We start from the raw sequence: 12,917 nt of genomic DNA, 5'->3' as shown, positions 1-12,917 counted from the left end.
GAGTCTTATTGTCATTGATCAGTATCCTTACGTAAAACAATAATGATAACCCCCTAAGGAGTGAATATCATGAACATTCATGTTAACGAGGCGCTTGGTTTGTTTCATTTGCAGTCCAAGGATTGCAGCTATATTATCCAGCTTGTAGAAGGATATCCCGCACATGTCTATTGGGGAGCTCAACTTCATCATGACCAAAGTCTCGCAAGTATATTGGAGCTTAGGGAGCGTTGCTCCTTCTCTCCCACTCCCGTTTCTTCCAGCCGTACAATTTCTTTGGACACGCTTCCACAGGAATACCCCCAGTATGGAACAAGCGACTTTCGTCAACCAGCTTACCAGGTTGCACTTGCGGACGGGACTCGGACTACGGAGCTGAAATATAGTGGTTACCGTATTGAACCGGGTAAACCAAAGCTCGAGGGACTTCCTTCCGTCTATACCGAATCGGATGATGAAGCCACAACCCTCTTTTTGATCCTTGAAGATCCATACTCTGGGCTTAAGACTACACTGCTCTATACTGTATTTGCGAATCACAGTGCCATTGCGAGGTCTACTCTTTTTGAACAAAAGGGAAGCGCTACCATGAATATTGAACACGCCATGAGCGCCTCAGTCGACTTCGCCGATTCCAACTACCAAGCTCTCTACTTACCTGGAGCCTGGGTTCGGGAAAGACATATCCAACGACGCGATCTCGGACCTGGTTCCATTCGACTCGAGAGCCGAAGGGGTTCCAGCAGTCACCAAATGAATCCATTTCTGGCATTGCTTCGTCCTGATGCGACTGAAGACCGTGGGGATGTGTACGGTTTCAGTCTAATCTACAGCAGCAACTTCGTCGCACAGGCGGAAGTAGAGCAGTTCAATCAGACTCGTGTAAGTATCGGAATCAATCCCTTTGACTTCTCCTGGCGGCTTGAGCCAGGTCAGTCATTCCAGACTCCTGAAGCCGTATTGGTCTTTTCCGAAGAAGGTCTTGGGGGCATGTCACGCACCTATCACCGACTCTATCGCACACGCCTGTGCCGGGGGACTTACCGTGACAAAGAGCGTCCTATTCTCGTGAACAATTGGGAAGCCACGTATTTCGACTTCGACGCCGATAAAATCGAAGCAATTGCCAAGGAAGCAGGCCCCCTTGGAATTGAGCTCTTTGTTCTAGATGATGGTTGGTTTGGTAAGCGCGACAACGACGACAATTCGCTTGGGGACTGGTTTGAAGATCGCCGAAAGCTGCCTGGCGGCCTTGCCGACCTGGCCAAACGGGTTAATGAACAAGGATTACAGTTTGGCTTGTGGGTTGAGCCGGAAATGGTATCACCTGATAGTGAATTGTATCGTAACCATCCCGACTGGTGCCTGCATGCGGAAGGTCGGCGGCGGACGGAAGGCCGATCCCAACTGGTGCTCGATCTCTCCCGCAAGGAAGTATGCGACTACTTGTACGAGACGCTTAGCTCCGTATTCTCGATCGCTCCGATTACTTATGTCAAGTGGGACATGAACCGTAATATGACGGAGATTGCTTCGGCTACAGCTCCTAGCGAGCGACAAAAGGAAACTGCGCACCGTTATATGCTCGGACTTTACGATCTTCTGGAACGTCTGACTTCCCAGTTCCCGGACATCTTGTTCGAAAGCTGTTCCGGAGGCGGTGGACGATTCGATCCAGGAATGCTCTACTATATGCCGCAGACATGGACCAGTGACGATACTGATGCCATTGAAAGATTGGCTATCCAGTATGGCACAAGCATCGTGTATCCGGCCAGTACCATGGGCGCACACGTATCGAATGTACCGAATCACCAGGTGGGGCGAATCACCTCCCTCGCTATACGCGGCGACGTGGCAATGAGCGGGAATTTTGGCTACGAACTTGACCTAACTGCCTTTACAAATGAAGAAAAGGAGCTCGCTGCCAAACAAATCGCCCAGTATAAGGAAATTCGTTCCCTTGTACAGCAAGGAGATATGTATCGACTCCTTAGTCCATTTGAGGGCCGAGGCGACACGGCCTGGATGTTCGTTAGCGAGGACCAGTCCGAAGCTTTTGTCGCTTACTTCCGTGTACTAGCTGAACCGAATGGGCCCATCCGGCGACTAACTCTAAAAGGACTTGACCCAGATAAAAAGTATATAATCGAACACGGAGCGACGGGCAACACTGCAGTCCATACGGGTAATACCTTAGTGGAAGATGACGGTTCCCCCTTCCGCGTAGCATTTGATGGAGAAATTTTCGGAGGTGACCGCCTAATGAGAATTGGGCTTGTGGTCTCCGATCTCACTGGAGATTTCGCCAGCTCTACCTTCCGCCTTAAAGCTGTCTCCTGCTAATCATGGACCAGCCAGTGACGATAAAAAAATTAAAACAAGGCAGGCCGATTTTCCGGCCTGCCTTGTTTTATAACTTTGGTCCTTGTAGATTAAAGACACACAAGAGATTGCCAAGCAATTGATCATTTAATAGCATCCTTGACTTTGATTCTCCATATCATATGATCAGAGCCTGCTCCCCAATAATCTTTTAATAAATAATCAGGAGTTCCAAATTTCTTTTTCCATATTTTCTGCGCAATACGATATCTACTATCTGTAGTCAGGGTGAACAAGTACAGTTCCTACCTCGCACAAATTTTTAAATGTAGCATTGGTAGATTTACTTATTAGTTCACTTACTGGTCCATATTCAATAGAACCTATTATATGATTCCCATCTACAGCGATTAAGAAGTATCGTTGTTCACCGTGACTCTCAAAGTCACGTTCCAAATATACCCTCTTAGTCTCAATTTCCTCATCTATGTCTTCCAGCATATGACCAATGCCTTCTTTAGTAAACGTGTCTATAATCACAATTCTAAACAATTCATTTATCTTTTCGATGTCCTTAATTTCCGGCCTTCTGATTTCGACATTATTCATCTAATTTCAGCCGATGTACGTTTCAGTACGAGACGCTTTGAAAGTACACGATTCGATAACTCCATCAGGCTTTTTATTTCATAAGTGGGTTGAATGCCAGACACGTTTGTTTTCCCAGCAGGGTTGAACCAGCAGGTATCGATTCCGTATTGGTTCCCTCCTTGAATATCCGAGGTCAAAGAATCACCGACCATGAGAACCTTACTTTTATCTGAAATGGCTAGCTTAGTAAATGCATAATCGAAAATACCAGCTTGTGGCTTTTGGCAACCCACTTCCTCTGAAATAATTACCTGCTCAAATACATCACGCAGCGGTGAAAGCTGAATTCTGGAGGTTTGCACCTCTTTGATTCCATTCGTAATAATCGCCAAACGACAATCAGACAGCATATCACATAATTCTACCGCTCCGTCCATCAAAAAAGCACCTTCACCCAAATAACGTAAATATGCTGCACTAAAGGCATTTGGATTGAAATCTAGATCATGAATAGTAAATAATCGCTTAAACCGTTCCACACGCAGTTGCGCTGAGGTAATGTGTCCTTCCTCTGCCTCTCGCCACAACGCGCCGTTGATTTCATCATAACTGGCTTTATACTCAGTTGCCGCTTGGGGCAAGCCAAATTGGGTAAACGTATTATGTAGCGCATGACTCTCTGCCTTTTTAAAATCAAACAGCGTATCATCGACATCAAATAAAATAATTTCGTATTTCATAACGACCTCCATATCATTGCTTTACTAAATTGTTCAGTTCTATGAGTCTTAGAATTGTTTTCTGATAGGGCATAAAAAACGGGAATTAAACTATCAATGTAACATGATCTCCCGGTTATTATACAGATCCTAGTTAAGCCGTCAAGTCACGACAACCAGGATGAAGTAATATTACCCAACAGTTTATTTACTTTGTTTGTTTTATCAGATAAATCGAGATCGTATCTTTCTTCTAATATTTTGTCAATCTTGTTTATTGTTTATCATCTTCTATATGTTTTTGATTTTCTGGCTGTCCTAATTGAAATTAAAAGATTACCGTTGGAACCTATGATAACAATATTTCGCTAAAGTTGGATATTGGTGACGAACATGAACTGATTGACGATTTGAGCTAGTGAGAAGCGCATGCGTTTTGCCAAGCCGCTGACATATCGATTTATAAAAAGAGGAGAATGCTTCCTCAAGCTGCCCCTGATGAGACAAGCCTATAGGTAACCATTCTCCTTTTAAAAATTTAGTCTAATTGTTCTCCATTCGTAGCAATAACATTTTTATACCAATAAAATGATTTTTTCTTTATGCGACGTTTTGTACCTCTGCCCATATCGTCCTGATCTACATAAATATATCCATAGCGTTTTGACATTTGATTAGTTCCGGCGCTAATCATATCGATACAGCCCCAGCTCGTGTAGCCAAATACATCTACACCATCTGCAATTGCTTCTTTTACTTGTTTAATATGTTCTTTTAAATAAGAAATACGATAATCATCCTCAATTTTATCGCCCTCCTCTAATACATCTAAAGCGCCATATCCATTTTCAGCAACAAATAATGGTTTTTGATAAAGATCATACAATTGGTTTAAAGCAGTTCGTAGACCTTTAGGGTCAACCTGCCATCCCCAATCACTTGTTGGCAAATAAGGATTTTTAACTCCTCCTGTAAGTAGATTTCCTACCGCTCCTTCGATTCTTTCTGGATGTGCACTGACTGCGCTAGACATATAGTAGCTAAAGGACACGTAATCAACCGGATAATCTCTCATAATTTGTTCATCTTCGGGTTCTGTTTCCAGTACTACATTCTTTTCTGCAAGCATTTTAGCTGTGTAAGCAGGATAATAGCCTCTCGCCTGAACATCTGTAAAGAACAATGAGGTACGCTGTTTATCTACTGTAGCTTGAACATCATCTGGATCACAGCTATAAGGAACAAGTAACTGATAACTAACCATGCATCCTACCATTGCTTTAGGATTACTCTCTTTGCATGCTTTGGTTGCAAGAGCACTTGCTACAAATTGATGATGAGCGCCTTGAAATTTTGCTTGTTCAATATTAGGGTGATTTTCCTCAATAACCCCTAAACTTACATATGGGTGATGAGTCACACAGTTAATTTCATTAAAAGTCATCCAATATTTCACTTTGTTTTTATATCTGTCAAATACAGTTGAAGCAAAACGAACAAAGAAATCTATTAGTTTACGATTCACCCAGCCACCATACTTTGTTGAAAGATGTAGTGGCATTTCATAATGAGATAAGGAAACAACAGGCTCTATTCCATACTTATTCAGTTCATCAAAAACACGATCATAAAACGACAATCCTTCCTCATTGGGTACTAACTCATCACCATTCGGAAAAATACGAGTCCAAGCAATTGACATGCGATAAGCTTTAAAGCCCATTTCTGCAAATAATGCGATATCTTCTTTATAATGATGATAAAAGTCTATCCCATGTCTTTTGGGATAATATTTTTTACTTGCAGGATCTTGAGCTTCTTCTATTTGCTTATGAGTCATTAAATGCCACTGATCTGACCATTGCTCTTTCGGCATCTTTTCATCAAACGTATATACATCAGCCAGAGAAAGTCCCTTGCCGCCAACATCACTTGCTCCTTCTAGTTGATTTGCAGCCGTTGCTCCACCCCACAAAAAATCTTCTGGAAATTTTGTTTTCATTTGAAACATGATAACCCTCCTATTAGTACATAGATCCTATGTCAACAAACTATTATTTTTATGAACAGAAATGCATTAAGAAACTCTAACAGGCTTTAATTGATGATCTCATCTTAGCTTGCAAGCGCCTTCTGTTCTTCTTTATATTTCTGATTGTCCATGATCTTAAAGAACGGGAAGTAAATAACAAAGGATACAGCAAACAAAATAAGCTGTAAGACGATCCCCGAGACACTGCCAGTCATCAGATATCCGCCTATAAGTATCGGCATTGTCCCAGGAGGCAACACACCAATGGGGCTCGCTACCCATCCATAATACATAGATAGATAGGTTATCAACACGCTAATAACTGGTGTTATAAGAAACGGAATCAAAATGATTGGGTTTAATACGATTGGCATACCGAAGATTAACGGTTCATTGATATTAAATAGTCCGGGTCCAATGGCTAGTCGTCCCATTTGCTTCAATTGTTTACTCTTAGAAAAGAAAAACATTGCGAGCACAAGACCAAGTGTTGCACCGGATCCACCGATAAAGATAAGATATCTAAATTCTGCCGTAACAATATTATCGACGGGTAATCCTGCTGCGTAGGCAGCTGCGTTCTCTGATGTCAACTGTAACCAGATAGGTAACATGACAGAACCTACAATTGTAGAACCATGTAACCCAATCGCCCATAACAAATTGATTAATAAGAATACAAAGATTGTACCAACTAGGCTTGTACCAACATTGGTTAAAGGTTGTTGTAGAAGTTTTGCGACGATAGTGTGAACGTTTTCAAAATGAGTAAAGTTTTCAACAAGTAAACGTATAACCCATACACTCACGATGACAATAAAACCTGGAATAATTGCTGTAAAGGATTTTGCAACAGTGGGCGGAACTCCATCTGGCATTTTGATAACAATATTCTTTTGAACGACCCTACGGTAAATTTCTGTCGAGAAAATTGCAATAAGCAATCCTACGAATAAGCCTTGACTCGAAAAGTAATTAACATTCATTGCTGTTGTGACCACTTTATCTACCGTAAAAGTTGTATTAGGCGTGACAACAAAATACGAACATAATGCTACAGCCCCTGAAGCAAGTGGGTCCACTTTATAACTCTCAGCTAGCCTATATCCGACAGCAAAGGTGGCAATTAATGCGACCAGATTAAATGTACCATTGTAAGGATAAAGTAAGGTTGCTTTGATATCTGGATGAGCTTTTAAGAAGTTTATATAAGCTGGAATTGGCAGATTTGCTAAGATTAGAAACACGGAACCGATAATAATAAATGGGATTGTTAGAACCATTGCATCGCGAAGTACTTGTAAATGCCGTTGACCAGCAATTTTGCCTGCAATTGGCATTACCTTTTCTTCTAAAAACTCAGTTATTTTACCCATAACATCGTGTCCTCTCCCGAAGATGTAATTTCTTGTAGCGATGCCACTTCTATTTGGCTTGAACAATCTCTATTTTGAACGCTTATATAGCTCGATCATTTCTGTAACAAGCAGTGAAATGGTTTCTACACTCATGAGTTGGTCTTCTGCATGCATTAATATCAGTGAGAAATCAAGTTGCTCTCCATTTGCTTCTCTTTTTACTAATGAAGAATGCGCTCTATGTCCTTCTCTAAAAAATTGCTTTGACTCTTCTAACTTTCCTTCTGCTAATTGAAATTCTCCTTCTTTTGCCGCATAAAGTGCCTCAATTACTAAGCTTTTAGCTGTACCTACGTTACTAATAATGTTAAACGCCACCGTATAGTATTCTTCTTTTACCATAACTTCTCCCCTCTTATCTTTTATTGTTTAGTAACAAATTCTTAATTCAAATCCTTTGTTATTTGCTTTTTATTAACTGTAATGCATCTTCTAACACTTTTTCACCGTTCATCATACCGTAATGTTGCATATTAATAGCTTCAATAAAAATATTTTTATCTGCCAATTTAGTTTCTAATTGCTTTTTCAAATATTTCACCTGAGGCCCTAATAATATGACGTCTACATTTCTCTCTTTCAAAGTAAATTCAATTTCAGAAGCCGATTTGGCAAAAATATCTACTTTTATGCCTTTTTCCTCAGCTGTTTTTTGCATTTTCGTTACTAATAAACTTGTACTCATTCCTGCTGCACATACTAACATAATTGTATTCATAATCTTTTCCCCCTTAAATTCCTTCATTTACTGAACAACTTAAGTTTACAATTAAATCGCTTTCTTTTTAACCGAACCTTTTTCCAAAAACAATAGGAAACGTTTGTGGTGTAAAAAACGGCTCCTTGTTGTTTCAGTTTAGTAACTGCATGATTTCTTCCACGGAGTCTTTGGCAAGAATTCGTTGGACGATCTCCTTATTCTCTATAAGCGAACCGAGTTTCTTATACATGTTTTCTAAATCGACATTGTTTCCTTCTTTAATGTTTAACAAACAAATCAACTGTACCATTTGCTTATCATTCCATCGAATTGGGCGTTTTAACGTACATATGGTCCAGAAAGTTTCTGTCGTAACGGGAAGAGTCGGATGTGGAATGGCTACTAGATTACCAAAACTTGTTGAAGCCAATGCCTCCCTTTCTAATACTAAAGATACATAATCATCAGGTACAAGACCTTGTTTAACCAACTTACTACTTAAAAAATGAATAACGCTTTCCTTTGTTGTTAATTCTTTTTTCACAAACACCCGGGATGGCTCAAGATAAGTATGAGCTTCTCTTTGCTGTTCTGAAGAGGATAAGAGGTTCCTGATTCGATTTAGATCCTTATCATCTAAAAAGGTATTTACTACATAGACGGGTATCCCTATATCCTCTTTGATCGGAACTGTACTGATTATAAAATCTATAGAGGATAAATCGGCTTCTGCTAATTTATAATAACTGATTGTATTTACAATTTGTAACTTATTTTCAAATAAATTAATTAATCGATAATACAGTAATTTTGCGCTTCCGACACCTGAAGCACATACAATAATCACTTTTTTTATCTTGTTGTTTTTATTTTTCATTCTTTCTAAAGCAACTCCAATGTGTAAAGCGATAAAAGCCACCTCATGTTCTCCAACTTCTAAATTCAAAAAATTGTTAATACACTTGCTGGCTATAAGAGCTCCTTCAAATGCCGCTGGATAATTTACTTTAATTTCATTTAATAAGGGGTTTCTAATATTCATTTTGTACCTAAGTCTGTTCATTGCAGGCCTAATGTGAAGTGTGAGTGCTTGAATGAATTCAACGTCATGATTGAAATCCCAATTTAATTCTTTCTGTAATTTATTCAGAATACAACTCACAATGGATCCGACTTCATCCAACTTACTGTACTCTGACAAACTTTCTTTTGGAAGCAATTTAGTACCTACCAAATGGGTAATAACATAATTGATCTCCGAATCAGGAAATAGCAATCCTGTAATGTCTTCTATTTCTTTGACAATTTCATGGGCCACTATTTCTTCGAAAGGGTAGTCTTTTTGTAAATATACCGACGGATTATCAATTAAAAATCCCTCTTCGATCCTCTTACAAGCAATAATTAAATGAATAGCAAGGTTTTCTAAAGAAATATCTGATATTTCAATTTTGTATTTGTTTACTTTTTCGATTATTACTTCTTTAATTTTCTTGTATTCCTTTTTATCAAATAAAGGAAATTCCTCATGAGATTGATCGAAGTTTTCTTCTCTTTTGTATAAATAATTTGATAAACATGTTCGTTTCATAAATTCATCACCCTCTATATACAAGCCGTAGTGGGGGCGATTTACTAAATTCAGGTTGTACTTTTCCAATATTTTTCGCACTTCTTTTAAATCGTTTTGTATTGTAGATTTAGATACAAACATTTCTTCTTCAATAGTCACTAATTTTATATAGCTATTTTCTAACAAGAAACGGCTCAACAAATAAATAACTCGGTTATCTTGTTCAGAAAAGTCAATTGTAGAATGACTGAGTTTATCATTAGTTAAGTCATTGAAATTTTGATTAAACAAATCTTTATCGGTAATTTTTATGTCGTATCCTTTTCCCCTAATCAATTCTAAATTTAGACCCAATGAAGCAGACTTAATTTGTATATATTTCAAATCATTACGTATGGTTCGATCACTAACATTTAATTCTTTAGAAATCCATGCAGCAGTAACAGGATGATTAGAACTAATTAAGTATAAGAGTATTTCTTTTTGCCGTTTTGAAAACAATCTTATCCCTCTTTCTTTAAACTTACTTATTAAATTTAAGTCATGGAAATGACAGACGGAGTGTCATTTAGAATTCACAGTATTACTAATTTTATTCTCTGTCAAACAAACTCACCGAACATGGCAGTGACATCCGAAGAAAATACTCGATATAAGCTCTGTTTGGGCGCAGCATGAAGTCAATTGCTAATGACCTTATTAAACGTGATTACAAGTTTCTTCAACTCCATGTTATACGCCTTTCCTAAGCTCAGTTATGATCTTTGTTAACATCAAAAAAGTCGACTCCTTATTAAATAGGAATCGACCGTTTAAAATCCTAGTGATCTTCATTAATCCATTTGGCTAATGTTTGATCAAAATAATGTGGTTCTTCAAACATCGGGTTATGCCCACTATGTTCAAAAATCACCTTTTTCACGTTCTCGTAGGTGTCATCGACCCTATCCCATAATGAAACAGGTGCAACCAAATAATCATACCTTCCCAAACCAATAAATACGGGTTTATGGATATCCGCCAGGGATTGTATCAAATTCATGTTACCGAAAGCTTCTCCCCATAAATAATCAATGATAGGCATGTTCGTGTACACATCATTCCACGTGTAAGCCGCATCATAGGCATAATCATAAAAGCTTTGGGCTCCCATTCGTATACACATGTGAACAAACCTTCTATCAGGGTCTCTTTTGATATCTTCCTCTAATAAAACAATGTCCTTTTCAAAACGTTCCTTTCTTTCTGGACTGGCCGTTTCATAAAAGAATGAAGCGCTTCGCCGCTGTCTTTCCTGGCTGTTCGTAGGTGCTGAATTTAAAAGCACCACTTTTTGAACATAGTCCGGGTATTGTTTAGCATATTCCAAAGCCATAAAGGCATGCCCGGAATGTCCTAATATGATAAATTCGTTTAGATTAAGGCATTGTCTTGCTGTTTCTATATCATTAATAACTTTATCCAAAGTATAGTCTTCTGGTTTTAAAGCTCGAGTCGGTTTTGCAAACCCTCTATGATCCAGAAAAATAAACTGAAACTTTTTATATAAATGGTCTGAAAATAAGCGAGGATAATATACACTACTGCCGATCACCAATATCGGCCTTCCGTTACCTGTTATAGCATATTTCAGCTCAAATCCATCACTAATAACTGTTTGATAAGTGCTCATTTATAATCTCCTTTTCTTTTTTAAATCACTCCCTTTCCTTTGTGTAATTCCCTTGTATTCTCCATAGAACGTTCCAACACTTCAACTCACCTCAGAAAGTACATTTATTTTTAGGAGAAAAGTTTAACATGGCTTTTTCAAAAACAAAACTGGGTTATTTTTGTCTTACTTGTCTTGACTTATGGGATCCATACTGGATTTTTGACAAGCACATCTTTTGTGAAACAAAAAAAACGCGATAATGGTCATACCCCTGTCAAGTAGACAGAACTAAAAAGACATCTTTAAGCAGCAACCGTTTCTCGGTATTCAATCGGGGAACGGTTGTTTAATTTTTTCTGAAATCTATTTTCATTATAAAATGAAATGTACTCCCGTACGTGTTGTTCTACCTCCGCTAGGGTTCCGGGTTTCGTTAAATAAATCTTCTCTGTTTTAAGATGGGAAAAGAAGGATTCTATACAGGCATTGTCTAGGCAATTTCCACGCCTTGATTACTGCTCTTGCCCTGACATTTATTAATCAACTAATTATTTTTGTTCTGGGTCCCAAGATCGCCGCAGGCAGCACACTGCCTCTTTTGGAAACTGTTCAGTTGATTGAATTGGCAGAAGTGTTCGAACGCATGGATGCACTTTTCACCTTGCTCCTCTTTCTTGGCTTAATTATTAAAATGGTCGCATTTTTTAATAGTGCTGTGATAGGGCTTGAAAGAATAACTAAAATTGGATTTAAAAAATGGGTTCTGCCTCTCGGGGCTCTCATTTATGGGCTTTCATTTCTATCCCCTAACTACACTCATCATATTATGACGGGTCGGAAGACTGTGGTTACTTTTTGGTTTCCTGTTTTTCAGTTTATCCTCCCATTATTGCTTTTTATAGTAATAGTTATTAGAAAAAGAAAGAAGCTAAAAAAACAGCCTGCTTCGTAATTCAGCCTCTTTTACTGTACATTTTCTATTTCATCGGCACGATGTGAATTGTTCCATCCTCGCTAAACTCTGCGTAGGCGATTTCGTCGATACTATCATATCCCTGCTCGCGCACCTTTACTTTAATCTCTTCAATATCGATTGACTTCCCACGCATAGATTCGTTCAGGAGCTTTCCTTTATCAATGACTGTTACAGAAAAAAGGTCAGGCTGTGCATCTATTCCCATATCCTGAGCGGCGGGTGGCTCGTATTCGGGTTTGCGCATGACTGACAATGAACCATTCGTTTCTAACGTGGCGTACCAGACCTCACGAAGAGAAAAAATATTTTGCTGGCGTAGCATGGAGAGCAGCTGGGTAAATTCTATATCATATTTTTCAAGCATCTCTTGATTGACCTGGCCCTTATCCACGAGTAGCACTGTTCGACCTTCTGCCATATATCCAAATTTCACAAAACGGGTCGTCGCCTTTTCAAAAAAGTAGGCCAGCGCGCACCATAGTGCCAAAGCAAATAAAAGCTGCCCAATGGTCACCTTATCGTCATATAACGTATTTCCCACAATTTCGCTTAACACCAATGATGTTAGGAAATCGAGTGGTGTTAACTGACTGAGTGTTTTTCGACCTGTAATAAAAGTAATGATCCACAAGCCAAAAAAGCTGATGATCAATTTGACACCAATCGTAACAAATACCTCCATAAATAGGCCTCCCGGAAGAAGTTGTTTTCCTTATGTGTTATATACACCTGTCTACCTCAGCATAAACAGAGGGTTATTCCTAAAATTGTCCAATTAAAAAAGCCGCTACCAACTAGAGGCAGCGAACTTTTAAATTATGGCTAGTATATAATCTTAATCTTTCAGATGTTTATCAAAAAACTTCTTAACAACGTCCAATATATGTGGCTGGGTAAAGGCAATATGCCAGCTCCCGTAATTTTGTACA

The 12,917-nt window shown here is 38.9% G+C and carries 10 protein-coding genes and 2 pseudogenes; 2 read left to right on the top strand and 10 right to left on the bottom strand.

The window, feature by feature from the left end:
* The first annotated feature begins 69 nt into the window (after positions 1–69).
* A complete protein-coding gene (locus BM358_RS10265) occupies positions 70–2,346 on the top strand; it encodes an alpha-galactosidase (protein ID WP_028541316.1) in 2,277 nt (758 codons plus the stop codon).
* A 122-nt stretch (positions 2,347–2,468) separates the two neighbouring features.
* Here BM358_RS10265 and BM358_RS10260 read toward each other — a convergent pair.
* The 9 genes and pseudogenes from BM358_RS10260 to BM358_RS10220 form a co-directional block, all read right to left on the bottom strand.
* A pseudogene (locus tag BM358_RS10260) lies at positions 2,469–2,934 on the bottom strand (GNAT family N-acetyltransferase).
* A complete protein-coding gene (locus tag BM358_RS10255; RefSeq protein WP_028541317.1) occupies positions 2,931–3,656 on the bottom strand; it encodes a YjjG family noncanonical pyrimidine nucleotidase in 726 nt (241 codons plus the stop codon). Before BM358_RS10255 ends, BM358_RS10260 begins: the two are co-directional and overlap by 4 nt.
* 517 nt (positions 3,657–4,173) lie before the next feature.
* Positions 4,174–5,646 carry a glycoside hydrolase family 1 protein gene (locus BM358_RS10250; protein WP_197032078.1) on the bottom strand — a complete coding sequence of 491 codons (1,473 nt, stop codon included), beginning with the start codon at positions 5,644–5,646 and terminating at the stop codon, positions 4,174–4,176.
* 104 nt (positions 5,647–5,750) lie between these two features.
* Positions 5,751–7,043 carry a PTS cellobiose transporter subunit IIC gene (gene celB, locus BM358_RS10245; protein WP_023988562.1) on the bottom strand — a complete coding sequence of 431 codons (1,293 nt, stop codon included), beginning with the start codon at positions 7,041–7,043 and terminating at the stop codon, positions 5,751–5,753.
* Positions 7,044–7,112: 69 nt separating this feature from the next.
* Positions 7,113–7,427: a PTS sugar transporter subunit IIA gene (locus BM358_RS10240; RefSeq protein WP_023988561.1), complete on the bottom strand. Its 315-nt coding sequence runs from the start codon at positions 7,425–7,427 to the stop codon at positions 7,113–7,115.
* A 58-nt stretch (positions 7,428–7,485) separates the two neighbouring features.
* Positions 7,486–7,803: a PTS sugar transporter subunit IIB gene (locus BM358_RS10235; RefSeq protein ID WP_023988560.1), complete on the bottom strand. Its 318-nt coding sequence runs from the start codon at positions 7,801–7,803 to the stop codon at positions 7,486–7,488.
* A gap of 133 nt (positions 7,804–7,936) precedes the next feature.
* Positions 7,937–9,859 carry a BglG family transcription antiterminator gene (locus BM358_RS10230; RefSeq protein WP_231517172.1) on the bottom strand — a complete coding sequence of 641 codons (1,923 nt, stop codon included), beginning with the start codon at positions 9,857–9,859 and terminating at the stop codon, positions 7,937–7,939.
* 319 nt (positions 9,860–10,178) lie between these two features.
* Positions 10,179–11,030: an alpha/beta fold hydrolase gene (locus tag BM358_RS10225; RefSeq protein WP_028541319.1), complete on the bottom strand. Its 852-nt coding sequence runs from the start codon at positions 11,028–11,030 to the stop codon at positions 10,179–10,181.
* A 284-nt stretch (positions 11,031–11,314) separates the two neighbouring features.
* Positions 11,315–11,524 (bottom strand): annotated as a pseudogene (locus tag BM358_RS10220) (IS3 family transposase); the annotation flags it as partial.
* Between BM358_RS10220 and BM358_RS10215 the strand changes: the two are divergent.
* Positions 11,524–11,964, top strand: coding sequence for a GerAB/ArcD/ProY family transporter (locus tag BM358_RS10215; RefSeq protein ID WP_231517176.1), 441 nt, complete (start codon positions 11,524–11,526; stop codon positions 11,962–11,964). The pseudogene BM358_RS10220 and the gene BM358_RS10215 sit on opposite strands and share 1 nt — an antisense overlap.
* A gap of 25 nt (positions 11,965–11,989) precedes the next feature.
* Here BM358_RS10215 and BM358_RS10210 read toward each other — a convergent pair whose 3' ends face one another.
* The gene (locus BM358_RS10210) at positions 11,990–12,670 is read right to left on the bottom strand and encodes a YetF domain-containing protein (RefSeq protein WP_028541320.1); all 681 of its coding nucleotides are present in this window, start codon (positions 12,668–12,670) and stop codon (positions 11,990–11,992) included.
* Positions 12,671–12,917: the final 247 nt, after the last annotated feature.

The organism is Paenibacillus sp. cl130 (assembly GCF_900116035.1).
Lineage (GTDB): Bacteria > Bacillota > Bacilli > Paenibacillales > Paenibacillaceae > Paenibacillus > Paenibacillus polymyxa_B.
Note: the sequence above shows the minus strand (reverse complement) of the source record. Positions and strands in the feature narration are given on the sequence as shown.